Source organism: Telluria sp. Soil_C_11 (assembly GCF_057657395.1).
In genome coordinates this window covers 15,760-38,592 of the sequence record NZ_JBDGIN010000014.1, presented here as the reverse complement: position 1 = coordinate 38,592, position 22,833 = coordinate 15,760, and the positions used below count along the sequence as shown (strand labels likewise).

Genomic DNA, 22,833 nt, shown 5'->3' with positions numbered 1-22,833 from the left:
ATCGCCTGCTGCCGCACTTGAGGGCAGCGGGCGCTACCGGCAAACCGCCGTGATCGATGTGACTACGTCCTTTCTCTCCAGCTTTGCGGTTACCTCGCAAGTCGTCGCCTTGTCGTCCATGCGCTTCGACAACTGGACGGCCATTCTCCCGTAGGTGCAATACAGCCACTTCTCCTCGCCGGCGTCGAAGCGCCACGTCGACGCCGAACCGCCCTTCACCTTCTTCGAGCTGCCCGGGACCAGATACTGCATCTGCTTCGGGTTCGCGCTCAGCACGCCGCCACCGTCCAGCCGCACAAGGCCGGGAGTCGTAGCAATCCATCCGGCAGGCGCCCTCATGACCTGGATCGACGTTTCGGGAACGGACTCCGGGCAGGTCACCGTCTGGGCCGCCGCAAGGACTGGAAACAGCCCTATAAGCAGGACTACGCGCCTCATCGCTCTATCACCGAAAACGCCTCGGCATTGTTGCTCGGGTCCATCCACTTCCCATCCTTGGTCTTTCCCCTGCGTGGGATGTGTCGCAGCGATACCACGGGCTTTCGCGGGTCATTCTTCCACTGGTCCATCACCCAGATGCCGGCGCCCGCCGACGATACGAAGAAGGCAGCGTGCTGGCCGGTGGTTCGTTGCGGATAGCGGCCGTCTTCGAATGTCGCGATCGCCGTGCCGGGCGCAAGCGTCTGCGCGACGTCCACAACCTGCGCACCCGGCTTCCATGCGGTGGTCGAAATCCCCTTGAGCCCGGGCGCATGCGCCTTCACAAGCGCCACGCAATCTCCGCCGTCGACGAGTGGCTTTCCCGCCAGGCTTCGCACTGCGTTGTACAGGAATGGCATATGTCCTCCTGAACTGGAGAGGACATGTTCCTGATCTGGGAGTACGGCGACTTATCAGCCATCAACTGGTTGCTGGCGGCAGATCAATAGCGCGTGCACGGCGCTGGTCGGGTTTGGCAAGCACGCGGGGGGAAGCGCGAACCTGGCGCCCTGCGCTTCCAGGATGGCAGCAGGATCGCAGTACCGGATTCTGTTCCCTGACGGTCGAGGGCGCCGCTGATGCTGTACTGAAGAAAATAAAAAAGCCCTTGAAGATCAAGGGCTTTAGCATTCTGGCGGAGAGAGGGGGATTCGAACCCCCGATAGGCTATGAACCAATATGGCAAAAGCAATATTCATCATTAGTTTCAAATACTTAGCGAAGCTTTTAGCGCTATTTGCATGCGTGAAGTGAAAGAATCTTTGCTTTGGAAAGTACAATTCAGGCCGCTGTTTAGCGCAAATTCCTTGACTGTACTGCTAGAAATGTTGCATTCTGTGCACTTCTTCTGGGGAACTTTCTTCGAACATGGCCAACCTTAAAGTATTCATATCCTCAACTTGCTATGACTTGCATGCTACCCGTGCACAGCTACGTGGGATGTTAGTTAACATTGGATATGAGCCCGTTATGAGCGACCAATCTGATGTGATTTATGATCCTCGGATTCATACACACACGAGCTGCCTACGTGAAGTAATAAACTGTGACGTTCTTGTACTTTTGGTTGGCTCTCGTTTTGGCGGCACGACAGTTCCAAAAGCATTAGACCTTGTAGATCTTGATCACCTAACAGATTTAAGTCGAGCAGAACGCTTTGGCGAAGACAAAACCAAAATATCAATTACTCAAGCTGAAGTATTGCAGGCCATACAAACTGGACTTCCTGTTTTTGCTTTCGTTGATGCAGGGGTTATGCGGGACCATCTGACATATGAGAAAAATAAAAATAAACCTATCATTAACCAGATCGAGTTCTCATCCATTGATAAAGCCGACACCGCTGCATATATTTTTGAATTCATAAACTTCCTTAGACTGAGAAATGAGAACAATAGTGTTTACGAGTTTACGCGCTTCGAAGATATCGAGTTTCATCTAAAAAAGCAGTGGGCAGGGTTGTTTCAACGTTTACTGCACGAACAACGCACGAAATCAATCGAAGGCCGCAGGATTGAAAACCTAAGTAGCCAAATTGCCGATCTGAAAGCTGCTGTCTTAAGCTCAATCTCCAATAGGGAACTGAAAGAGACAGCTAAAGGAACCATCCGTTTCCGCCACGTTCTTGATTTCCTGCTATCTATTGGCATCGAGTACCGCCCAATTGAGACGATGAGGTTATTGCGCTCAACGACTCCCTGGGATGATCTTCTGAAGGCATTGGGAATTATCGAGATTAAACCAGATGAATCTAGAGCTAGATTTGTCCCCTCAATGATATTAATACGAGACGATAATACCTATTATCGCGCTCGACATTCGATACGTATGATTCCCCGATTTACGCAAGATTGGAACGAGTTCCAGTCTCTTGGGCCAGATACTAAAGATGCAATTCTAAACGCAGTGCTAGATAGTCGAGAGAGCCGCTCGGTCGTTTCACTGCGGCACTACGACGAGCCATATATTGAAGGCAATATTCAGCGCCCGAACGAAGAAATTGACCAGGACTCAGATACAGCCCCGGCGTCACGTCCTTCGCGCATATTACTTACAAAAAATAGCTACATTGAGGATATGCTGAAAATTTTCCTCAACTCCACCCCAGAGAGTGAAAACAAGAGATTCCTTATAAATGTTACAGACGACTCCGTAAATATCTCAGTGCTTCCTGAAGCAATGGATGGGATAAGCAAAGCAATTAATTTGAAGTATGAGACTCCGAAAGATGATGATCTATCTCCGGTAATAGAGTCTCTCAAGGCCCAAATTGTTGCCGCCCTTAAAGATATCCATGCATCAGGTCAACAGGATCAAGAGGCCTCTGGTGCACCAGCAACCGAGCCATAAGAACGCGATCTAGGGTTATCCGTGGCGTTGCTCGCTGCCTATAAGTTGTTAGGAGCGAGCGGCGCGGTGGGTAGCTGGCCCACGTGCACCGAACAAGGGTTGTTGAAAACCCCTTCCCAGTCTATTCTGTCAACTTCAAGGAGCGAAGATGGCACGCAAAGACAAATACCCTACCCCACCCGCACAGACCGTTCACCCTCCTGAGCGCGCAGAGCAGCTCGTCCATATCGCAAACGATGCATTGAACCGCTTTTCTGGCACCGTTGACGAGTTAGAGAAAGCGCTCGGCATGCTGATGCTAGGTGACTACGTCGGCTGGAAGGTGCTGGTAGTTATCCATAACAAGCGAACGATCAGAAAGTACGAAGAGATACTCGGCATCTCAGTGCGTGACTTCTTCCCGGAAGAAGGACCAGTGGCGCAGCGGTCCCTGGGCTACAGAATCGCGACAGAAATTGGCAACTTCTGGAAGGTGGTGAGTGGCGACATTCCCATCGAGGATCGGCGCGAGCTGGCAGGACCAAGCGGAACAAAGGGGTAATCAATACCCTTGACAAGGGATACCCAATACCCCTAGCATAGGGGACATGGATACCCCTATACATTCCTTTGTACCGCCCCAGGGCGTGCCGATCGCAGCAGCGGCCGCGCCAGCGGACGGTGGTGCGATCGGTGCGCAACTCCCCCCGTCTGGTAATACGGGGGGAAAGTTTTCACCTGAAGAGGTGCCAGGCACGCACCCTTATGCGGCGATTACTGACTACTTGAACTGCACCTTTGCGTTCGAGAGCTTCGCCGACGCGCTACCGATTTTCATCCGCAAGCTTGTTGAAGTGCTGGGTGAGAAGTTTGCGCCTGTAGTCGAGCGTGACAAAGGCCACATCGGCTACAAAAAATCCTTTCTGCTGGGGACCACATCAGCCCTATTTGCCTACGGTGGGCAACGAGGCACGGCCCTCCTGAGCCTGCCAGGCGAAGCTTGCTCTGTGATTCAAGATTGGCGAGCAGTGCTCGCGTTGCTCTCTTCATTTCCCTCGTCGCGCATCACACGGTGGGATGGCGCGGTTGACGATTTCTTAGGCTCGCATTCGGTCGATTGCGCTGTTGCCTGTTACTGGCGAGGCGACTTCAATGTGGGTGGCAACACGCCTTCTTGCAATCAGAACGGAAACTGGATTCAGCCGGATGGATCAGGCCGAACCTTCTACGTCGGCAAGCGTAAGAACGGCAAAATGCTCCGCGTCTACGAGAAAGGTATGCAGTTGGGTCACCGTTGGCATCCCTGGGTGCGTTGGGAGGTTGAATTGCACAACGTTGACCGCGTGATTCCCTGGGATGTTCTGCTAGAGCCTGCGCGATACGTTGTCGGCAGCTATCCGAAGGCACTGCATTGGGTGCAGGAGGAGATGTCGCGCATACGTACCGTTCAGCGTCAAACGCAGATCAGCTACGAGCACTTAGTCGAGTACGCGAGCCGGGCGTATGGTCCACTCCTAAACGTGATGCTTGAAGTCGAGGGAGCACCGGACGCCGTACTAGATCGGTTGTTCCGCGTTGGTATACCGCGCCGGCTTCAACATCCGCTCGTAGATTCTCATAGCGATTTCATCACACCACACAGCAAGAGCGAAAGCGAGGAGGAGGCGTGACCGTGCTGCATCCTATGTTCCTTTCTAAGGACGAGCTCAAAGCCCTTACCAATCGGATTCAATACGCTGCACAAATCCGTACTTTACGTGCGATGGGCATTCAGCATTGCGTACGTCCTGACGGATCGGTTGCGGTCATGCGCAGCCACATCGAGACAGTCTTCGGCGTTGAAAATCGCAACGCTTCTAGATCACCTACAGAACCAAACTGGGGAGCACTACATGCCGCGTCCGCGTAGACCTGAGAACCGAGGTTTGCCCTCTCGCTGGCGTTTCGACCATGGCGCCTACTACTATCAGGTTCCTATCGGTGCCGAGGGCGCCTGGGATGGTAAACGTACGTTTAGGCTCGGCAAGACGCTGCCAGAAGCGTACCGAACTTGGGCGGACCGCATTGGTAGCGTTGATCACGCGAGCACGATTGGTGCGCTCCTGGACCGCTACGCGCTTGAGGTTGTCCCGACAAAAGGCATATCGACCCAGGCTCACAACCGCGTAGCGATTAAGCCGTTACGTGGCGTATTTGCCGACGTCGGATTGCATGATCTGAAGCCTCGGCACGTCTACCTGTACATCGAAAAACGCGCTGCAAAAACATCGGCGCGACGCGAGATCGAGATCCTGTCGCACGCTTTTACCAAAGCCGTTGAGTGGGGCTACATCGACCGCCATCCATTCAAAGGCCAGATCCGGTTGACCGGTGAGAAGTCACGCAAGCGATATGTGGAGGACTGGGAGATCGTGGAATGTCTGTCGCTCTCGTCTCGGCGAACCGCGGGCAGCATCAAGTCCGTCCAAGCTTACATCCGTCTTAAACTGCTGACCGGTATGCGCCGCGGCGACCTACTTCGCCTAGCGGTGGCTGACTTGAAAGAAGATGGGATTCACGTGACGCCACGAAAAACTCAAGGCACTACGGGGAAGCGTCTGATCATCCGTTGGTCCGATGAGCTTCGACAGACCGTCGAGTCAGCCAAAGAGGTGCGACCAAACAGCTACTCCCCTTACCTCTTTTGCACCCGCAAGGGCGAATGCTACTTCGACGATGAGACCGGGCGAGCTGGAGGATGGGATTCGATGTGGCGCGGCTTCATGTCTCGGCTGCTGGCTGAGACAAAGGTCAGCGTACGCTTTACAGAGCATGACTTACGGGCGAAGTGCGCGAGCGATGCGAAGACCCTGGAACATGCCAGAGCTTTACTGTCCCATGCCGACAGTCGTCTAACTGATCGGGTTTACCGGCGAAAGCCCGAGTTAGTAGACCCGCTTCGCTGACACAGCCGAGTTGTTGTAGTTGAGCGTTCAGTCAGATATCATCCATGTAGGCCGGATCGAGGCCTGGCAGCCCACCTTGCGCACCCGGACGGGACGATCATCTTCACTTCTCTCTGAGATCCTCTGAACTGCGGGATCTAGTAGTGGGCGCTAGAGCTACCGCATGAAGGAGCGTCTCATGCACACAGATTTTATTTTTTCGTCTACCACTTTCGGGAAGTGGAAACAGCAGGCAAGAGCATTGAAGAAATCCAGTGACTTGTCACATATTCAGGCACTCGACCGAGTTGCTAAGATCAATCGGTTCGACAACTGGCATCACGTTGTAACTGAAGCGAAGCTCAACCGCATTACCGAAACAGCGTATCGATCGGGTTTGTTAGTAGCGTACGACATTAAAGACGCGATGGACAATTGGCGAGCTGACGACTTATTCGTTGATGACTTTCGAGCCTTCGAGTTCGTCAAAGCCGATATCCTCGCCTGGTACCAACGCGAGGATGATGAAGCAGAGGACGAAGAAAGACTCGCCATCCCACGAGATCCAGCTGAGTATCAGGAAGAGTTCGATGAGTGGCTTATGAACGTTCACCTTTTCCGTTATACAGGCACCGTTGTCCCTGCCACGCCAACGAAAGTCTTACCTCTGTTGAACGATAGATGTTTCTTCGCACCTATGTTCTTCTGGCACTGCGGTAGGTTCATCGATCCTTGGCGAGATTTAGCCGTCGATGGCGTGCTGGACATGAGTGGAAAGACAGAACCCAAACACAGTAATCTAGCCTAATACACAGCGGGACCTCATGTCTCTATCCCGACAAGTAAAGCGTCCTTTTGCGCGAGGTCCCACTGCTGCTGCAATGTCGAGAACACTGGTCGTTGGCTAGGATGGGCAGGTTCTGCCAGGAGCCTACCTGAGAGTGCCTGGTAAGTTGAGTCGTTCACCTTTGGGCTTACCCAAACCGTCCGCTTACCTGGCTCTACCGCGATTAGGCCAAGATCCCAGAGGGTGTGTAAGTCTGCGCGAAGCAAAAGACCATTCGTTATCGAGTTCGTGTCAGGTCCCAGATAGGGCGTGATATGCGCGGCTTCCAGCAGGGCCGTTACGGGGCAACCAGTGATTGCACAGCATCCTCGATACGCCGCAATAAGTGACTGCCTAAACTTCCTTTGGCCTTGACGCTGAACTACTTGGCGCAGCACCCGAGCTCGTGCATCTTCTTGCCCTTTCGGATTGAACGGCTCATCCGCTTCAGACTGCAATTGTTGGACCTGCTGCTGGTAAGGTCCATACTCAGCCGGGTCTGCTTTAAGATGAAAACTGCTGGCTTCAAGATATTTTTGATAGTTTTTCAAGGCGGCTTTGTACATGCCGTGACCGGTCCTATTCCAGGACATAAACTCTTCCGTCTGCCTGATCTTCTTAGCTAGGGCAGCAAACTCTAGAGGATCCGAGATCGTTAGTAGTTGCTTCGTTGTCAGCTGATGACTGAGTGCCCAGTTGGTCAAAACGCCTTTCATCGCCCCAACGTAACTGCCAATCGATTTATCCGACAAGCCAGTCGATTTCATCCACGCCGCAAAGTCCATCTTGCCCTTTCAATACATATTGAACAGGCAAGATAGCACCGATTCGAATAGCGCACATCAAATCTATAGCGCAAATGAAAAAGGCCGCTCGAAAGCGGCCTTAGTAGAATCTGTGGCGGAGAGAGGGTCCGCCGGGATTGGCGATGGGCCAACATGACTTGATCCGTCCTGAGACCAGCCTTTTGACTTCCTCCCTCTAAGGTGCGAGCAAAAATCCAAAAACGCTTGAATCACTACGTCGCACACGTTAGCATAAGATTACATTTTCCTTTGGGGGGTAGAAGGTGGGTAATCATGCCACGTATCGCTAAGGAACTCAGCGCACTCGAAGTCCGCCGCCTGATCACGCCCGGCTATCACTTTGTCGGCGGCGTTCCCGGCCTGCTGTTGCAGGTCTCGGAGTCTGCCACCCGGTCCTGGCTCCTGCGGGTGACCGTGGGCAGTAAGCGCCGTGAGATCGGCCTTGGTCCCTACCCTGCTGTTTCTCTAGCGTTGGCACGCGAAAAGGCCCAGGCGACGCGCGATGAAATCGCTGCCGGCACTGATCCCGTCTCCAAACGCATGTCGAGCAAGCAAGCCCTGCACGAGCAACAGGAAGCAGAAAAGCGCTTGGCCTGGACCTTCCGGCGCTGCGCAGAAAAGTTCATCGAGGCGAAGAAACCCGGATGGCGTAACGCTAAACACGCCCAGCAGTGGCAGAACACACTCGCCAGCTACGTCTACCCGTTGATCGGCGACATGGCCGTGGCTAACATCCGCGTCGAACACATCATGCAGATCGTGGAGCCGCACTGGACGACCAAGAACGAGACCATCAACCGAGTGCGTAACCGCATCGAGCAGATCCTCGACTGGGCGGCCGTTCACGGCTACCGTGAACAAACCAACCCTGCACGCTGGCGTGGCTGCCTCGACAAATTGCTGCCCAAGCCCTCGGACGTCGCGCCGGTCGAACATCATCCCGCAGTGCCTGCGGACGACATGTATGGATTCATGCGCCGCCTGCAGGCCATGACAAGCATGAGTGCACGTTGCCTTGAATTCGTCGTCCTCACCGCGTGCCGCTCCGGCGCCGCCAGACTGGCTACCTGGGATGAGATCGATTGGAAAAACCAGGTCTGGAACATCCCGGCCGAACCCGGCCGGAAAATGAAGCGGCCACTCCGTGTCCCGTTGTCTGATCCAGCTCTGAACTTGCTGAAGTCGGTACCGCAGGGCGAAGGTGGCACGCTGATTTTCCCCGGCAAGAACGATCAGCCACTATCCGACATGGCGCTCACGGAACTCATGCGTGGTATGAACCTTGAGGCGGTCCCGCATGGGTTCCGCTCGACGTTTTCAAGCTGGGCCGCGTCGTCTACTGCCTATCCCTCTGAAGTGCGCGAAATGGCGCTCGGGCACACCGTGGGCAGCGATACGGTGCGCGCTTATCAACGTGACGACCTGTTCGTAAAGCGAACCTCCATGATGGCAGACTGGGCCTCGTTCGTTAACACCAGTCCGCATCCCGGGCAGCAGCCGAACTGAACGAATTTGGCGGCCTGCATCAAGCGTCTGTCTACCAGCGCTAGTTCTAACTGAAACATCCCTCAAAGGTAATGCTCGAGATGGAAAACTATTCGACGTGGTGCAAATATCAAAACGAAGTGGCTATATATCTTTTGCGCTGGAACGCCGGATTCGCCGAGCGGGTCTGGGCCGCTCTCTGCGCTGACCTGGCGCCGTTCCTGTCCGGTCCTGATTCTGAGGCGCGCGACCCTATCACGGCCGCGCTCCTCCTCCGCAAGCAGGTTCCGACGGCACTCACCAACGTCGCGGCCAAGTTCAATATCAGCGAGCAACAGATCTGGGCTTTGCTGATCGACCGTGCCGAGCCGACCACTACGCCTCTTGAACGGCTCTCGGATGCACGGGATCAGATTCTCCGCCTGACCGCTCAACAAGATTTCGCCGCCCAACAAAAATTACATGCCAACTTCAACTATGGTGCGGCGGAACGCCAGCGGCAGTCAGCTCGCGCGCAACACCCGCGTGTCAAGGCTGAAGTCGATCCGACCCAACTGACACCCGCCGAGATTATTTTCAAGCTGGCGCACGCAGGGGAGTACAAGGAATACACCGCGAGGGAACTATGGCCCGTTTTTTATGGGGAACTGGAAGACAACCAATTTGATCCCGAAGAGGATAAATCCGACCCCAAGTCGGTCAAGTACGAGTATTGCCTGGTAGACAAGAAAAAGGCTATTTCATTCCGCCATTTTGCCAACGAAATCGCCAAGCACCGTAAGAAAATCAGATTAGCCGGGCTACCCTGATTTTCTGAAGACCATGGGTGTTTTCAATCACAAGGAGACACACCATGGCAGCAAAAGTCATCCAGGCTCACGAGTCGGAAGCATCCGACAAAGGCTCCGATAAGGGTCGCATCCCCACCGCCCTCAAGTACTTCGACGACCTGCCCGACTCGGCCAACGTGCGCCAACCCGTCGTGCAGGGCCTCTTCGGCTGCTCGGCCGCCACCGTCTGGCGCGGCGTCAAGTCCGGTCGTATCCCGGCACCGATCCGCTTGGCAGGCCGCGTCACCGCCTGGAACGTGGGTGCGCTGCGCCGTGCGTTGACGATCGCAGCCGCTTAAGGGGTGACCATGAAGAACACCTCCAAACAGAAGAAAACCGGCAGCAGCCAGAACCACGACGGCATCGACCAGTTCGAGCTGATGGCGGTCGGCCTGGGCTTCCAGGCAGACTTCAAGGCCGAACCCGACGGCATCCTGCATCGCGTGCCCCTCGAAAAAGACAAGCGCGGACGCCGCAATGGCTGGTATGTGCTGCACTCGGACGGCATGCTGGCTGGCCGTGCCGGCAACTGGGTCACCGGCGAAACCCAGTCGTGGAGCGCGAAATCGTCGACCAAGATGACTCCCGAGGAAGTGGCTGCCTTCCGCGCCAATATCGCTGCTTCCAAGGCAGCGCAGGGCGAGGCAGAGCGCGCACGTCACGAGCAGGCAGCGCTGCGTGCGGCGGCGCTCTGGCAGCGGACCCAGCCCTGCGTTGAGCATCCGTATCTCGAGACCAAAGACATCGCGGCGCACGGCGCTCGTGTGATCGCCTGGCCGCAGGGTTTCATCGACCCGGACACCGGCGAGCGTGATCGCACGCCGGTGTCCTCGCTCATCATCCCGATGCGCGACGCGACCGGCAAAATCTGGAGCCTCGCGGCGATCGCGCCGGATGGCCGTAAGGATTTCTTGTCCGGCGGCCGGAAGCGTGGCTGCTATTACGCCATGGGTGTCTTGGTCGACACCCTGTGCATCACCGAAGGCTTCGCAACCGGCGTCAGCGTCTACGAAGCAACCGGCTACGCCGTCGCAGTGGCATTCGACTGCGGCAACCTGCTGCCCGTTGCCTTGGAACTGCGTGCGAAATTCCCCACGGTCCGCATCATCCTGTGCGCCGATGATGACCGCGACACTTCCGGCAACCCCGGACTCACCAAAGCTACGGAAGCCGCACGCGCGGTCGGCGGACTGATCGCTGTCCCGAAAGCTTTCAACGGAGACGCCGAATGAAAACGTGCACCGATTTTAACGATCTGCGCGATCCTGAATTGATCCAGGAACGCATCGAGCAGGCGCAGCCGGTCGCTGCGAACGACGAAGTCCCGGTGGACGACGTGACCGGCTCTTTCGGTACCCTGGCCGAGGTGCCGTCGGATAACGCCGCCGATGACGCCGATGATGCCGATGCCGCGGAAGCACCGGAGACCATTGCGCTCGCAGTCCAGCGCCTGGCCGCTATGACGCCGGTCGAGTATGAGCAGGTCCGCAAGAAGGAATCCAAGCGCTTGAACATCCGCGTGGCGATGCTGGACATCGAGGTCGAGAACGAACGTGACCGCATCGGTAGCACGAGCGCTATCGACGGCGAAGAAACGGAGTTCGAGGTGCTCGGCCACGAGGAAAACATCACTGAGGCCCAAGTGCCGAAGGCAAAAGCCGGCACCACGTCTATGGTTCAGCCCAACGGTATCCCGCGCGACTATTTCGTGACGGAAAAAGGCGTGTTCTGGCGCAATCCTGCCTCTGTCGACAAGCCCAAACCGGAAGTGCTGTTCGTCTGCTCGAAGTTGTGTGTCACCGCGCTGGTGCGTGATCCTGTCTCGGAGAACTGGGGCTGCGTGCTCGAGTTCCCGGATGCCGATGGTGTTGTGCACGAGTCGGTCATGCCGATGACCATGGTGGTCGGTGACGGCGTAGAGCTGCGCAAGGACCTGGCGCAACAGGGACTGGAAATCGCCCCAAGCCAGCAGGCTCGCCACCACCTGATCGCCTACATCACCAGCTGCAAGCCGACGGCGCGTGGTCGCGTACTGCAAAAGACCGGCTGGTACCAGTCAGTGTTCGTGCTGCCCGATCGTACCCTGGGCGCCTGCACCGAAAAGGTCCTGTACCAGTCGGTACAGGCTTCGCGTCACTACGCGCAGCTCGGCACGCTCAGCCAGTGGCAGGAGCATGTCGCACGCCTCTGCGTAGGCAACAGCCGACTCGTGCTCTCCCTGAGCGCGGCATTCGCTGCCCCGCTGCTTGAACTCGTTGGGCAGGACTCTGGCGGGGTCCATTTTGTCGGTCCGAGCAGCATCGGCAAGACGACGATGCTCGGTGTCGCGGCATCCGTTTTCGGCGGCCCGAGCTACATCCAGACCTGGCGCGCCACGGGAAACGGCCTGGAAGGACTGGCCACCGTGCACAATGACACGCTGCTGGTCCTGGACGAGATGGGTGAACTCGACCCGAAGGAAGCCGGAACCATCGCGTATATGATCGGCAACGGCATCGGCAAGGCGCGCTCGGACCGCCAGGGCGATACGCGCCCACGCAAGACGTGGCGCTTGCTGTTCCTCAGCTCGGGCGAAGTGGGCTTGGCGCAGCACATGACCGAGGGTGGCAAGACGGCGCGCGCCGGACAGGAAGTGCGTCTGATCGATCTCCCGGCCGACGCTGGCGCAGGCTATGGCGTTTTCGAGGAGGTGCACGGATTCGAGAGCGGTGGCCAACTGTCCAACGCGTTCAAGGACGCGACGCGACGATACTACGGCACCGCCGCGCTGGCGTACATCGAAGCCCTGACCATCGACCTCGCCGTTCTGCCCGAGCAGATCAAGGATGCGATGAATGGCTTCATCGCCGAATACCTGCCGGAGGGTGCTGGCGGCCAGGCCGCCCGCGTCTGCGCCCGCTTTGCCATCATGGCAGCCGCTGGCGAGCTGGCCACCGAGTACCGCGTGACCGGCTGGGAACCCGGTGAAGCAATTCACGCTGCAGCCGGCTGCTTCAAGGCCTGGCTCGATCAGCGTGGAGGCGCCGGGAACAGCGAATGCACCATGATCCTGGCCGCAGTCCGCGCGTACTTCGAGACGCATGGCGAGGCGCGCTTCGCAGATGTGGACTACATCAACGAACGCCCAGTTTCCAACCGCGCCGGTTTCCGCAAGTCGGTGAACGGACAGGACGAATACTACGTCCTGCCGGAAGTGTACAAGCGCGAAGTGTGCGCCGGCTTCAATCCGCGCACGGCGACCAAGGTACTGATCGAAGAAGGCTGGCTCGAGGCGGCCAAGGACGGCAAATCGCTGGTGAAGAAATCCTTGCCGGGCATGGGCGAGACCCGGGTCTACAAGTTCACCGCCAAGATGTGGGAGGACGGTCATGTGGACTGATTTGTTCAAGCCGGCCGACACGAAGACATCCAAACCAGGTGTCGATCGTGTCGATCGTGCCGACTTCCTCCCGACCGCGCCCCCTGCCCGGGCCAGTGCTCGCTTCGGCCAGGTGGCGGAACGTGTCGACCGTGTCGATTCACGCCTGCCCGATCTGACCGAAAATACTGGCCTCAACAGCGCATCGTCCCCGCAAGGGGACGTTCCTGAGGCGGCACCACCACGCGCCGCCATGCCAACTGCGTCGACGTCGAGCGTATCGCCCCAATCGACACGATCGACACGATCGACACAGGGAAAATGCTGCGCCCTGCTCACCGCGGCGGAGAAGAAAGTTCTCTTGGCGCTGTTTGAACCGGACGTAGTCCTGGTGGATGTGATGGCCCGAGCCGGGGACCACGAGCGCGCCCAGGAACTGCGCCGTACCATCAACGTCGTGTGGCGCCTGATCACGGTCGAAGGATGGGAGTTCGACGCGGCAGCCAAGGCGGCCGCGGATTGGGTCGTGGCTCAGCCGGTGCACCCGGACGAGCTGCTCTTCGTCGATGTGCTGACGTTCTCGCGGGGGCATCATGAAAAATAACCTGAAGCGCGCGGTCTCGCTGCAGCAGGAGGCACAGATCGCGCAGAAAGCCGCTGCCGCTGCTGAGGCGGCGGGATACCCGGAACAGGCGTCGATGTCTCAAGTGGAAGCCACCTGCCACGACGCCGCAGCCCTGGTGGAACTACAACCGACCGTACTGCCGTCCATCGTCGCGGGCGAGGTAGTGCCGGACGAAGCGGACCTGCCGCACAATCGCGGTGGCTGGGCGGTACGCGATACCCTTGCGACCCCGGACACGCCGGCCCTGGCTGCCTCGCTGGCACGCACCGAGATGCTGGCGCATAGCCGTCTCGATGTCCTGGCCCTCGGGATCGATGCCGCCGCCGCAACGGCGTCCAGCGATCCCTTGACGAAGATGCTCGCCCACCAAGCTGGTCTTGCGCACGCCGCTGCCTTCAAGCTGATGGACCGCGCCATAGAGCAGGACAATCCGGTCGAGACCGCGCGACTGGTGAACTCCGCTGCTCGCATGATGAGTGTATTCCAGCAGGCGCTGGCAACGCTGCACCGGCTGCAGAACGGTGGCCAGCAGACGGTGACCGTGCAGCACATTAACGTGAACGCCGACCAAGCCGTCGTAGCCGGCTCAGTGCAGGCCGGGGGTCACCGTTCGTCGACCGGGGGTAAAGATGAAAAGTGAAATCAACCCCATGCAATCGGATCAGGCACCTCGCTGTGGCGCGCGAACGCGGTCTGGCGCGCCGTGCAAGTCACCGCCCGTCCAAGGAAAGAAGCGCTGCCGTATGCATGGTGGAACCAGCCTTGGAGCACCTCTCGGCAATCAGCGGGCTCTCAAAAGTGGTGCATACACGCGGGAAGCCCTGGCTCAAAAGCGTGAAGCCCGGGCGATCCTGAAATCGTTGAGGGAACTGATCAACAAATTACCCAGCTCCTGTTGAGCTGGGCGCCTGTAGTGTGGCAGACAACGGCTAACGACAATAGATAAATTTCCGCCTTGGTCAAGGTCGACCAAATCTGTTGATTGGCGGCCGCTAAGAAAGGTTCTCCAAAGCGTTTACCGCTGCGGCCGTCGAGTTGACTTCGACCGAGTGGAGCTTGTAGTGATGTGCAAACCACTGGAATGATTCATTCGCCTCGGCCACGATTTTTTCAATATCCTCGCTGGCCTGAGTAATTGGCTGGCGGTTAATAATCAACATCGTTTCCGTTGGCGACTCGACGAAGTCTCGAGCAGTGATCAATTCTAGAATTTTACTCTCCGCCTCACGTTGAACATACGGTGCCTGACCAACGGTTGAAGGCAGACTTGCAAATTGCACAAGCCATTTCTTGTAAGCGTAATCGATCATTACGCGCTTCGCGCCATTTGACTCTATCGACTTGAAGAAACGACTGCGCCGATCTTTAATATCATGCGAAAACGCACTCTGAACAAGCTTTAAGAAAGCTGAAGTCGTCGAAGTCGAGCGTGTTACGAAGGTGTCGTCTTCCAGGATATCGTCAATGTCACCGAAGGCCGACACCATCTGCAGGGCTCCCGACAAGAGTTGTTCTTCCGAGAAGGCTCTAATGGTTCGAGCTTTTCCTACCGTGAACCCAGAAAATGGTGCATCGAGTTCCTCCAAAGTCAGACCAGCGGCCAAACGGGATGTCATAAATTCTGCTACCTCGTTCAGTATGCCGAACGCTGAACTTCCGCGAGCTGGACCAAAGATACCTTTGAGACGCTTGAATGGAAGGATCAAGTGTGCCGCTGGTATTAGATGCGTTTGGCCTGGCTCCGGCTCTATGGCTAACAACGCTGTAATCCGCTCAGCGCTACCTGCCATCGGCTCCCAGAAGACAGGGGAAAATCGAGCGCTAACTTTCGGAACGTTCATATTTATTTGGAATCCTGTTTCCATAAATCTGCGGCGCTGGGTGCTTTAATGCGGGCTTCAATATGTAGCGCGAGGGCTGGCAGGCGTAACTCGATCGCCGTTATAAGTATAGCAGTGGTGTCGAAGATCGCTTGTATTCTTGGGTCAGGATGAGCCCATTTCCTAGCCGCCTGAGCGAGCATCGAAAGCGCTGCCTTCTTGCGCTCGAACTCAGCTGGTTGGGCCGAAATTCCGTGATTCGATTGAAGGCGTTTGACCATCTGAGACGCGAGAATATTGAATTTCGCGCGGTATTCCTTCAGGGTCAATCGCACTGCGGCGTCTGTCGGACTCTTGCTGAAAGGTCCTGCTTGCATTAACGCACGATCATGATCGAAGAGCCACCAAGCGGATCCATCGAAGATGGTATTCGCATAATTGCGGTCATCGTTTGCCACGAGTTCATCCCAAGCTGCGCCAGCTGGCCCCATGTCGCTGGCACACAGCTTGTTCCACACGTACTCTTCCACCGCAGGGTTCCCGTGAGTAGCCATTGCGAGAAAAGGATCAGGCGTCTGGTACTGACTTCCAACGAGTATGACTTCACTGGCCTGGAAAGCCGCCGGAATGCCGTGAACGAATTCGCGGGGTGCCACAATAATGGCCGGTGCAGGTACCCGCAGTTCAAGACTTCCGGCAGCAAGGGCGCACGCGAATTCGGCACAAACAGCAAGATGATTGTCCAGCCACTTGATTATCATCGTTTTGGCGCGGGCCATACCGGGGGCGCCGACTTGTCCTCGCCATACCCGATGCACATGGTTCCCGCGCAGCAGTTCGGCTTCGCCGATCAAGGAAAGTACTTCGAGATCAGTCGATGCTTTTCCGTGAACCTTGCCAGCAGTCGCCATCTAATATGTCCTTTGCACGTAGAAGCCTTCTAAAACCATCACTCATCATGGCGTCTGAGATCATACGCTAAGATTGTCCCATGCCGCATCATCGTGTATTACCCAAGCCCGCCGCCTCATTAATCAACGGGGCTCTTACGCTCCTCAATTGAACCGTAGCTGGAAACCGACCTGGGTCATGAATTGCGGCTGAAGTCATCTCGCGCGCCTGCTTCCGCTATCAGCAGCCTGTGTCGAGCGTGTCGAAAGTGTCGAATGTGTCAAACGTTCCTTCGCTACTGGGATCTGGCCCTACCTAATATGCTGAGCCGGTCACAACCAGAGATCCACGATCTTCTCTTCGACACGTTCGACACGTCGACACGTCGACATTTCGTCTTGCCGCTTCATGAACCTTGACGAGGTCTACTTGACCCGCTCGAATCGTATGGATGGGCTACGTCAAGGTCGCCGATCAACTGGTCAACACATTGAAAGCCCGCGACCGAAGGCGATGATCGCTATGATTTTTCGATGTGTACGAGCCCCCCGCAGGTGAGCTGGACTACGCGCGTCGAATAACCTCCCACGCGCGTCCGTCGAAGCGAACAACCCCTTGTTCCTGCAGAGCCACCAAACGCTCTTGAATGAGGCGCGGGGGCGGCACCGGCCGGCTCAGTAAACCGCGCGTGCAGAGCGGCCATACGAGTTCGCGCAGGCCGCTTGCATCTGTGTCCAGTTCGCGCATAGTGCGACGGCCAGCGCGGAGTTGAGCTAGAAGTGCTTGATCGAAATCGTGATATCGGTCATTTATCATTTCATTCCTCATCGTGGTTTGCCGCGCCATGTTTATGCTGGCATCGGGGCGCTACTCAGGAGATGCTGAGCCTTATCGTAGCAGTTGATCAGGATCGCGTGCCAGTCATGGGTGCGCCTCAACGCCGCCGTTGTGCTGGCTGTATCCGGCGGCGCACCTTGAGGCGTCGGTGACGCCCCAACATCAGGCCGGCGCTGCTGGACGTGGCGACGGTCGAGAAACTTGCACCGACAGGCGACATGGATCATCCGCCGCGCATCCTGCTGCTGTACGGCTTCTTGCGCGAACGCTCCTTCGGCCGCTTCCTGTCCTACGAGGCGGCGCGCATCCTCGAGCACTTCGGCGCCGAGGTGAAGATTTTCGACCCGATGGAGTTGCCGATGCTCGGCAGCGTACACTTGCGCCGGACGCCATCGCATATTGGGCTTGACCTTCCAACAATAGGAAGGTCTAGAGTACATTCAAAGCGATCAGACAGGAGGTACGCTATGTACACGCTCAAGGTAGAAAAGATGTCCTGCGGCGGTTGCGCCGTTCGGGTTACCCGTGCCGTGCAGGCTCTGGATCCAAACGCAAAAGTTGAAGTACTGCTGAGAGACCGTTTGGTCCATGTTGAAAGCGCGGAAGCGGCGAATGCGATCGTTGGCGCGGTTACTTCCGCCGGGTATCCGGCGAGCCACGTAGTGAAGGCCTGAGGAAGAGTATGTGCCGGACACCACCGGCACACTTCGACTTCGTCTCTGTCCAGCCCTAGGGCATCAGTCAAATCGCGGCACTTAGACGTACGAAGATGCATGCGAAGTTCGATGAACGAGATCAGGGAAGATTCCAATATGAACGACCTGTCGCATCACCACGACCACGGATCTGGCCACGACAGCCACCACGGCAACGGTACCGCAGACAAGCCATTCACCGACCCGGTCTGCGGGATGAAAGTCGGTGCCGACCCCGCCAGGGAGATCCGGCACGAAGGGACGACCTACCACTTTTGCAGTACCAGGTGCATGGACAAGTTCCGGGTGGCGCCCCAGCAGTACGTCGACGCCAAGCCCGAGCCGGCTCCGGCGGCACCGGAAGGCACGATCTACACCTGCCCGATGCACCCTGAGATCCGACAGCCACAGCCCGGCAACTGCCCGATTTGCGGCATGGCGCTCGAACCAGTGCTGCCGTCGCTGGAGGAAGAAGAAAACCCTGAGCTGGTCGACTTCAAGCGCCGCTTCTGGTGGACCCTGCCGCTGACCGTCATTGTCACCGTGCTTGCGATGGCCGGGCATCGCATTTTCGCGGCTGGACTGCCGGGGCAAAGCTGGATCGAGTTCGTGCTGAGCACCCCGGTCGTGCTATGGGCCGGGTGGCCCTTCTTCACACGCGGCGTGCAATCGCTCAAGAACCGCAGCCCCAATATGTGGACTCTGATCTCACTCGGCGTCTCGGCGGCCTATGGCTACAGCGTGGTCGCCACCGTCGCGCCAGGACTCTTTCCCCAAACCTTCGCCATGCATGGGCGCATCGGGGTCTATTACGAAGCGGCTGCAGTCATCATTTCGCTGACGCTGCTGGGGCAGATCCTGGAGCTACGGGCGCGGTCGCAGACATCGGCCGCGATCAAGTCGCTGCTTGGCCTGGCGCCGAAGACAGCGCGGCGCATGAATGCCGATGGCACCGAAGAAGACGTCCCTTTGACCCATGTGCACGTCGGCGATGCGCTGCGTGTGCGCCCGGGGGAAAAAGTACCCGTCGATGGCGTCGTTCTCGAAGGTGAAAGCGCCGTGGACGAGTCCATGCTGACCGGCGAGCCGGTGCCCGTGACGAAGCGCCCGGGCGACAAGGTGATCGGCGCGACCATCAATGCCAGCGGCAGCCTGATCGTCCGTTCGGAAAAGATCGGATCGCAGACAATGCTGGCACAGATAGTACAAATGGTCGCCCAGGCACAGCGCTCGCGCGCACCGATGCAGCGTCTCGCCGACGTGGTCGCGGGCTACTTCGTGACGATTGTCGTGCTGCTTGCCGTGCTGACGCTGCTGGGCTGGGGCTTCTTCGGGCCGGCGCCGAGCTGGGTGTACGGTTTCGTCAATGCTGTCTCGGTGCTGATCATCGCCTGTCCATGCGCTCTGGGACTGGCGACGCCGATGTCCATCATGGCGGCGACCGGCCGTGGCGCCACGCAGGGCATCCTGTTCCGTGATGCCGCGGCCATCGAGGGCATGCGCAGGATCGACACGCTGATCGTCGACAAGACCGGAACGCTAACCGAGGGCAAGCCCGCTTTCCATTCGGCGGTCGCAGCTCCAGGCGGGAACGACCAGGAAGTATTGCGGATTGCCGCAAGCATCGACCAGGGCAGCGAGCACCCGTTGGCCCATGCGATCGTTGCCGAGGCACGCAGTCGTGGTCTGGTACTGGCAAAGCCGGAGGCCTTCGAGTCGTCCAGCGGCATCGGTGTGCGTGGCGTTGTCGAAGGCAAGCGTATCGCTCTCGGCAACACGGCGCTCATGGATCTCGAGCAGATCGACTGGAGGCCCCTCGCAGAGCAGGCGGAAGGCCTACGACTCGAAGGCGCAAGCGTCATGTACCTGGCGGCTGACCGGCAGCTTTTGGGGCTTGTTGCGGTATCCGATCCGGTCAAGCAAACCACGCCAGAAGCCCTGGCCAACTTGAAAGCGGCCGGGATCACGGTCGTCATGGCGACTGGCGACGGCCTCACTACCGCAAAATCGGTCGGCGCAAAACTCGGCATCGAGCAAGTCTATGGCGAGGTCAAGCCCCAGGATAAGCTGGCATTGGTGGAGCGCCTGCAGGCTCAAGGCAAGATGGTCGCCATGGCCGGTGATGGCATCAATGATTCGCCGGCGTTGGCGAAGGCCAATGTCGGCATTGCGATGGGGACCGGCACCGACGTCGCCATCAACTCGGCGCACGTCACCCTGGTCAAGGGCGACCTGCGCGGCATTGCTCGCGCACGGCTGCTGTCGCTGGAGACGGTGCGCAACATGCGTCAGAACCTGGCCTTCGCCTTCGTCTACAACGCGCTCGGGATTCCCCTGGCGGCAGGTTTGCTCTACCCCTTCACCGGACGGCTGCTGTCGCCGATGATTGCGGCGCTGGCGATGAGCTTGAGTTCAGTGTCCGTCATCACAAACGCGCTTCGCCTGCGCGGCACAGCAAAGTGATTTGTCCGGGACCGGCTGGTCCCGGATGCGGCAAGCGCATGCCGGCTATGCGTGCCGGAGCGGGCGGTGGAAATGCAGGTGTGCGAGGGCGTTGTGCAAGGCCGCAAAGAACGTCCCCATCGCAAAGGCCCATAGTGCCATGACGACCAATGCATAGAGATAGTCGAGCCAGGGGTGCAACTCGGCTGTCTGCAGCGGGCGGAAGTCCATTCCGTGGAAAAGCGCGTTCATGAATCCCATGAACTGCGCGGGCCAGAGTGCCTCCACGAACGCACAAAGCGAATAGAAGACAGCGACGGTCACTGACAGCGCCAGGCCGGTTTGTAGCGGTTTCATCTCCTTCTCCCCCTCAGGAAGAACGGCGCGCATGAAGCAGAGATAGCCCGTGCGGGTTTGCCCTGCCGCCGGCAGCATGCGCTTCCTTCACCGCGCCGTCATTGACACTGCTGCCGCATCATCTCCATATGCTGCTGGCGCATTTCCGGTGACATGGCCTTCATGTTCTGGTCCATCATCGCTTGCCGAGCCTGCTCATTCGGGGCGTCACGCATGTTCCGGTACATTGCGCACATCGCATCCTTGTCCATATGCTGCATCCCGCAGCCGGCCTGGTTTCCCGTCGTGTTCGCACCCATCATTCCGCAGCCACCCTGGCTGCCCATCATCGCACCGCTACCCATTCCACCTTGGGCGGCGGACCCGCCAGGCGATGCGGGCGTCGCCCCGTCGGCGGATTGCGCCGGGTGATGTTGAACATGATCCTGATCCTGATCCTGATCGCCAGCCGGCGTGGCGCAGGCCACCAAGCTGGCCGCCACTGCGAGACCGGCAAGGATGCGGATTGAAGGGATAGTCTTGCTCAGCATGATCGTGCTCCTTTCGATGAGTTGTTCTTGCTTGTTTATCCGTGACGTTCGCGCTGTCCCGCAGCCGGCCGCCGCAGGTGCGGCACGAATGCCGGAACGTCGTGCATGTACTGGAGATATGCATTGCCGAACGCGGCGATCGAATCCTGCTCTTCACGGTGCGCCAGATGCACATACATGGCGACCAGGACCGGAAACAGCACCAAGGTCACGAGGGTGGTCCACTGCAGCAGAAAGCCGACCATGATGATGACGAAGCCCACGTATTGCGGGTGGCGAATCCGTGCATAAGGGCCGCTGGCCGCCAGCGTGCCCGCACGCTGTGCCTTGTAGAGCACGTCCCACGCAGACGCGAGCAGCATGAACCCGAGCACGATCAGGATGTTGCTGGCGATATGGAATGGGCCGAAATGTGGATTGATTTTCCATCCCGTCAGCGTCTCCAACAGGTGCCCGGCGTCGTGCGAAAGAAAGTCGATGCCGGGAAAGTGCTGGGTCAGCCAGGGCAGCAGGAGGTAAATCGTCAGGGGGAAGCCATACATTTCGGTGAACAGGGCGACAAGAAAGGCCGAGAAGGCGCCGAATGACCGCCAGTCGCGCCCACTTTGCGGATGCACGAAACTGAACGCAAAGATGATGAATACCAGCGAATTCATGATGACCAGGCCCCATAGCCCGTATGCAGGCGCGTCACCGTGGCTCATGGCCTACTCCTGGAACCGGCGGTCGCTGATCCAGGTCGCTTCGATCAGAGTCCGTGTGCTGCCCGCCGTGGCCGTGGTGTCCATGGCCGTGGAACAAATGCATGAGCGGGCAGGCAAAAACTAACAAATAAGGAAGCGCCCCGAACAGGTGCGCTCGATGTTCGGTCAAAAGGAAGAAAAGCGCTATCGCAACAAAGCCAGCCAGAACCCATTTGGTCCGGCCGGCCATTTTTGAAGCCGGATCGTGATGGGTTCCTTGATACATGGCATCCCCCCTGATACAAATGCATGGCGCATATTTACACTTTATTTGCCACGTCGGGGATGTCAAGTCGCAGAACTGCCAAGGAATTCAACGCTACAGCTCATCGAAGCTACAGACGACCGTATGCAGCGTCGACGAGCTGTAGCAGCCTCGCTCTGTTCTTACTCGTAGTGCTTGTACACCGAAGTACTGCCATCATTGCGGACCAGCAGCACGTCATACGGCATGCGCGTCGGCCCTTCCATCCCGGGCGAGCCGGCAGGCATCGCCGGCACGGCCAGACCCTTCGCCTTGGGTTTCTCGGCCAGCAGGCGCTTGATCTCGGCGGCGGGCACATGCCCTTCGATTGCATACCCGCCGATCACCGCGGTGTGGCATGAGCCAAGCCGATCCGGTATGCCCATCTTCTCGCGCGTATCGGACGGGTTAGGGACATTGTGCGCATTGACCTGCAAGCCATTGGCCCGAAGGTGCTTGACCCACTCTTCACAGCAGCCGCAGGTCGCACTCTTGTACACCTCGACAGCCTGGGTTGCGGCGCTCGCCAGCATCGGCAGCCCGATCAGAGCAGCGACCGCAAGATTTCTGAATTTTTCGATGAACATGTCGTTCTCCTGATTGCTAATGATT

The 22,833-nt window shown here is 57.9% G+C and carries 26 protein-coding genes; 16 read left to right on the top strand and 10 right to left on the bottom strand.

The features are described 5' to 3' along the window. Positions 1-33 precede the first annotated feature (33 nt). Together AC3A6M_RS19495 and AC3A6M_RS19490 are read right to left on the bottom strand one after the other, a co-directional pair. Complete coding sequence (locus tag AC3A6M_RS19495; protein ID WP_487854382.1) at positions 34-438, bottom strand: STY0301 family protein; 405 nt, start codon at positions 436-438, stop codon at positions 34-36. Further along, positions 435-839 (bottom strand): BPSL0067 family protein, encoded by a 405-nt coding sequence (locus tag AC3A6M_RS19490; RefSeq protein WP_487854381.1) that lies wholly within the window; start codon positions 837-839, stop codon positions 435-437. The genes AC3A6M_RS19495 and AC3A6M_RS19490 overlap by 4 nt, the downstream gene beginning before the upstream one ends. A 508-nt stretch (positions 840-1,347) precedes the next feature. On the opposite strand from AC3A6M_RS19490, the gene AC3A6M_RS19485 reads away from it, so the two are divergent. The 6 genes from AC3A6M_RS19485 (at position 1,348) to AC3A6M_RS19460 (ending at position 6,540) form a co-directional block, all read left to right on the top strand. Then, positions 1,348-2,829, top strand: coding sequence for a DUF4062 domain-containing protein (locus AC3A6M_RS19485; RefSeq protein WP_487854380.1), 1,482 nt, complete (start codon positions 1,348-1,350; stop codon positions 2,827-2,829). A 148-nt stretch (positions 2,830-2,977) separates the two neighbouring features. Then, a complete protein-coding gene (locus AC3A6M_RS19480) occupies positions 2,978-3,370 on the top strand; it encodes a hypothetical protein (RefSeq protein WP_487854379.1) in 393 nt (130 codons plus the stop codon). Positions 3,371-3,416: 46 nt separating this feature from the next. Beyond that, complete coding sequence (locus AC3A6M_RS19475; RefSeq protein WP_487854378.1) at positions 3,417-4,478, top strand: replication initiation factor domain-containing protein; 1,062 nt, start codon at positions 3,417-3,419, stop codon at positions 4,476-4,478. Positions 4,479-4,492: 14 nt separating this feature from the next. After that, entirely contained in the window at positions 4,493-4,717 is a 225-nt protein-coding gene (locus tag AC3A6M_RS19470; protein ID WP_487854443.1) for a DUF4224 domain-containing protein, read from the top strand. Between the two features lie 16 nt (positions 4,718-4,733). After that, positions 4,734-5,753 carry a tyrosine-type recombinase/integrase gene (locus AC3A6M_RS19465; protein WP_487854377.1) on the top strand — a complete coding sequence of 340 codons (1,020 nt, stop codon included), beginning with the start codon at positions 4,734-4,736 and terminating at the stop codon, positions 5,751-5,753. A 178-nt stretch (positions 5,754-5,931) separates the two neighbouring features. Next, entirely contained in the window at positions 5,932-6,540 is a 609-nt protein-coding gene (locus AC3A6M_RS19460) for a hypothetical protein (protein ID WP_487854376.1), read from the top strand. Positions 6,541-6,554: 14 nt separating this feature from the next. Here AC3A6M_RS19460 and AC3A6M_RS19455 read toward each other — a convergent pair whose 3' ends face one another. Next, complete coding sequence (locus tag AC3A6M_RS19455) at positions 6,555-7,343, bottom strand: HNH endonuclease (RefSeq protein ID WP_487854375.1); 789 nt, start codon at positions 7,341-7,343, stop codon at positions 6,555-6,557. A gap of 294 nt (positions 7,344-7,637) precedes the next feature. On the opposite strand from AC3A6M_RS19455, the gene AC3A6M_RS19450 reads away from it, so the two are divergent. The 8 genes from AC3A6M_RS19450 to AC3A6M_RS19415 all read left to right on the top strand — a co-directional run bounded on the left by AC3A6M_RS19450 (position 7,638) and on the right by AC3A6M_RS19415 (position 14,561). Then, entirely contained in the window at positions 7,638-8,870 is a 1,233-nt protein-coding gene (locus AC3A6M_RS19450) for a tyrosine-type recombinase/integrase (RefSeq protein ID WP_487854374.1), read from the top strand. Between the two features lie 71 nt (positions 8,871-8,941). Then, a complete protein-coding gene (locus tag AC3A6M_RS19445; RefSeq protein ID WP_487854373.1) occupies positions 8,942-9,658 on the top strand; it encodes a hypothetical protein in 717 nt (238 codons plus the stop codon). Between the two features lie 44 nt (positions 9,659-9,702). Next, complete coding sequence (locus AC3A6M_RS19440; protein ID WP_487854372.1) at positions 9,703-9,978, top strand: helix-turn-helix transcriptional regulator; 276 nt, start codon at positions 9,703-9,705, stop codon at positions 9,976-9,978. Between the two features lie 9 nt (positions 9,979-9,987). Further along, a complete protein-coding gene (locus AC3A6M_RS19435; protein ID WP_487854371.1) occupies positions 9,988-10,911 on the top strand; it encodes a toprim domain-containing protein in 924 nt (307 codons plus the stop codon). Continuing rightward, a complete protein-coding gene (locus tag AC3A6M_RS19430) occupies positions 10,908-13,058 on the top strand; it encodes a DUF927 domain-containing protein (RefSeq protein WP_487854370.1) in 2,151 nt (716 codons plus the stop codon). Before AC3A6M_RS19435 ends, AC3A6M_RS19430 begins: the two co-directional genes overlap by 4 nt. Then, positions 13,048-13,641, top strand: a complete 594-nt coding sequence (locus AC3A6M_RS19425) for a hypothetical protein (RefSeq protein WP_487854369.1) — start codon at positions 13,048-13,050, stop codon at positions 13,639-13,641. Before AC3A6M_RS19430 ends, AC3A6M_RS19425 begins: the two co-directional genes overlap by 11 nt. Continuing rightward, positions 13,631-14,302 carry a hypothetical protein gene (locus tag AC3A6M_RS19420; RefSeq protein WP_487854368.1) on the top strand — a complete coding sequence of 224 codons (672 nt, stop codon included), beginning with the start codon at positions 13,631-13,633 and terminating at the stop codon, positions 14,300-14,302. Before AC3A6M_RS19425 ends, AC3A6M_RS19420 begins: the two co-directional genes overlap by 11 nt. Then, complete coding sequence (locus tag AC3A6M_RS19415) at positions 14,292-14,561, top strand: HGGxSTG domain-containing protein (protein ID WP_487854367.1); 270 nt, start codon at positions 14,292-14,294, stop codon at positions 14,559-14,561. Before AC3A6M_RS19420 ends, AC3A6M_RS19415 begins: the two co-directional genes overlap by 11 nt. 93 nt (positions 14,562-14,654) lie before the next feature. Here the strand turns inward: AC3A6M_RS19415 and AC3A6M_RS19410 are convergent, their stop codons facing one another. Together AC3A6M_RS19410 and AC3A6M_RS19405 are read right to left on the bottom strand one after the other, a co-directional pair. Beyond that, entirely contained in the window at positions 14,655-15,503 is an 849-nt protein-coding gene (locus AC3A6M_RS19410) for a hypothetical protein (RefSeq protein ID WP_487854366.1), read from the bottom strand. A 2-nt stretch (positions 15,504-15,505) separates the two neighbouring features. Then, complete coding sequence (locus AC3A6M_RS19405; protein WP_487854365.1) at positions 15,506-16,393, bottom strand: hypothetical protein; 888 nt, start codon at positions 16,391-16,393, stop codon at positions 15,506-15,508. 999 nt (positions 16,394-17,392) lie between these two features. Here AC3A6M_RS19405 and AC3A6M_RS19400 point away from each other — a divergent pair. Beyond that, a complete protein-coding gene (locus AC3A6M_RS19400) occupies positions 17,393-17,884 on the top strand; it encodes a cation transporter (protein WP_487854364.1) in 492 nt (163 codons plus the stop codon). A gap of 111 nt (positions 17,885-17,995) precedes the next feature. Beyond that, a complete protein-coding gene (locus tag AC3A6M_RS19395; RefSeq protein WP_487854363.1) occupies positions 17,996-20,368 on the top strand; it encodes a heavy metal translocating P-type ATPase in 2,373 nt (790 codons plus the stop codon). A 45-nt stretch (positions 20,369-20,413) separates the two neighbouring features. Here the strand turns inward: AC3A6M_RS19395 and AC3A6M_RS19390 are convergent, their stop codons facing one another. The 5 genes from AC3A6M_RS19390 to AC3A6M_RS19370 form a co-directional block, all read right to left on the bottom strand. Then, entirely contained in the window at positions 20,414-20,782 is a 369-nt protein-coding gene (locus AC3A6M_RS19390) for a DUF5676 family membrane protein (RefSeq protein ID WP_487854362.1), read from the bottom strand. 20 nt (positions 20,783-20,802) lie between these two features. Beyond that, positions 20,803-21,234 (bottom strand): hypothetical protein, encoded by a 432-nt coding sequence (locus AC3A6M_RS19385; protein WP_487854361.1) that lies wholly within the window; start codon positions 21,232-21,234, stop codon positions 20,803-20,805. Positions 21,235-21,269: 35 nt separating this feature from the next. After that, entirely contained in the window at positions 21,270-21,938 is a 669-nt protein-coding gene (locus AC3A6M_RS19380; protein ID WP_487854360.1) for a methyltransferase family protein, read from the bottom strand. Beyond that, positions 21,925-22,167 carry a DUF2933 domain-containing protein gene (locus tag AC3A6M_RS19375; RefSeq protein ID WP_487854442.1) on the bottom strand — a complete coding sequence of 81 codons (243 nt, stop codon included), beginning with the start codon at positions 22,165-22,167 and terminating at the stop codon, positions 21,925-21,927. Before AC3A6M_RS19375 ends, AC3A6M_RS19380 begins: the two co-directional genes overlap by 14 nt. 197 nt (positions 22,168-22,364) lie before the next feature. Continuing rightward, complete coding sequence (locus tag AC3A6M_RS19370) at positions 22,365-22,808, bottom strand: DUF411 domain-containing protein (RefSeq protein ID WP_487854359.1); 444 nt, start codon at positions 22,806-22,808, stop codon at positions 22,365-22,367. Positions 22,809-22,833 lie beyond the last annotated feature (25 nt).

What these genes read in the sequence shown, in the direction of transcription:
- AC3A6M_RS19375 (WP_487854442.1), bottom strand. Translation starts at nt 22,167, where the DNA reads ATGGCCGGCCGGACCAAATGGGTTCTGGCTGGCTTTGTTGCGATAGCG.
- AC3A6M_RS19450 (WP_487854374.1), top strand. Translation starts at nt 7,638, where the DNA reads ATGCCACGTATCGCTAAGGAACTCAGCGCACTCGAAGTCCGCCGCCTG.
- AC3A6M_RS19425 (WP_487854369.1), top strand. Translation starts at nt 13,048, where the DNA reads ATGTGGACTGATTTGTTCAAGCCGGCCGACACGAAGACATCCAAACCA.
- AC3A6M_RS19480 (WP_487854379.1), top strand. Translation starts at nt 2,978, where the DNA reads ATGGCACGCAAAGACAAATACCCTACCCCACCCGCACAGACCGTTCAC.
- AC3A6M_RS19485 (WP_487854380.1), top strand. Translation starts at nt 1,348, where the DNA reads ATGGCCAACCTTAAAGTATTCATATCCTCAACTTGCTATGACTTGCAT.
- AC3A6M_RS19490 (WP_487854381.1), bottom strand. Translation starts at nt 839, where the DNA reads ATGCCATTCCTGTACAACGCAGTGCGAAGCCTGGCGGGAAAGCCACTC.
- AC3A6M_RS19420 (WP_487854368.1), top strand. Translation starts at nt 13,631, where the DNA reads ATGAAAAATAACCTGAAGCGCGCGGTCTCGCTGCAGCAGGAGGCACAG.
- AC3A6M_RS19435 (WP_487854371.1), top strand. Translation starts at nt 9,988, where the DNA reads ATGAAGAACACCTCCAAACAGAAGAAAACCGGCAGCAGCCAGAACCAC.
- AC3A6M_RS19455 (WP_487854375.1), bottom strand. Translation starts at nt 7,343, where the DNA reads ATGGACTTTGCGGCGTGGATGAAATCGACTGGCTTGTCGGATAAATCG.
- AC3A6M_RS19395 (WP_487854363.1), top strand. Translation starts at nt 17,996, where the DNA reads ATGAACGAGATCAGGGAAGATTCCAATATGAACGACCTGTCGCATCAC.
- AC3A6M_RS19380 (WP_487854360.1), bottom strand. Translation starts at nt 21,938, where the DNA reads ATGAGCCACGGTGACGCGCCTGCATACGGGCTATGGGGCCTGGTCATC.
- AC3A6M_RS19440 (WP_487854372.1), top strand. Translation starts at nt 9,703, where the DNA reads ATGGCAGCAAAAGTCATCCAGGCTCACGAGTCGGAAGCATCCGACAAA.
- AC3A6M_RS19405 (WP_487854365.1), bottom strand. Translation starts at nt 16,393, where the DNA reads ATGGCGACTGCTGGCAAGGTTCACGGAAAAGCATCGACTGATCTCGAA.
- AC3A6M_RS19385 (WP_487854361.1), bottom strand. Translation starts at nt 21,234, where the DNA reads ATGCTGAGCAAGACTATCCCTTCAATCCGCATCCTTGCCGGTCTCGCA.
- AC3A6M_RS19415 (WP_487854367.1), top strand. Translation starts at nt 14,292, where the DNA reads ATGAAAAGTGAAATCAACCCCATGCAATCGGATCAGGCACCTCGCTGT.
- AC3A6M_RS19460 (WP_487854376.1), top strand. Translation starts at nt 5,932, where the DNA reads ATGCACACAGATTTTATTTTTTCGTCTACCACTTTCGGGAAGTGGAAA.
- AC3A6M_RS19410 (WP_487854366.1), bottom strand. Translation starts at nt 15,503, where the DNA reads ATGAACGTTCCGAAAGTTAGCGCTCGATTTTCCCCTGTCTTCTGGGAG.
- AC3A6M_RS19470 (WP_487854443.1), top strand. Translation starts at nt 4,493, where the DNA reads ATGTTCCTTTCTAAGGACGAGCTCAAAGCCCTTACCAATCGGATTCAA.
- AC3A6M_RS19370 (WP_487854359.1), bottom strand. Translation starts at nt 22,808, where the DNA reads ATGTTCATCGAAAAATTCAGAAATCTTGCGGTCGCTGCTCTGATCGGG.
- AC3A6M_RS19390 (WP_487854362.1), bottom strand. Translation starts at nt 20,782, where the DNA reads ATGCTGCCGGCGGCAGGGCAAACCCGCACGGGCTATCTCTGCTTCATG.
- AC3A6M_RS19445 (WP_487854373.1), top strand. Translation starts at nt 8,942, where the DNA reads ATGCTCGAGATGGAAAACTATTCGACGTGGTGCAAATATCAAAACGAA.
- AC3A6M_RS19495 (WP_487854382.1), bottom strand. Translation starts at nt 438, where the DNA reads ATGAGGCGCGTAGTCCTGCTTATAGGGCTGTTTCCAGTCCTTGCGGCG.
- AC3A6M_RS19430 (WP_487854370.1), top strand. Translation starts at nt 10,908, where the DNA reads ATGAAAACGTGCACCGATTTTAACGATCTGCGCGATCCTGAATTGATC.
- AC3A6M_RS19475 (WP_487854378.1), top strand. Translation starts at nt 3,417, where the DNA reads ATGGATACCCCTATACATTCCTTTGTACCGCCCCAGGGCGTGCCGATC.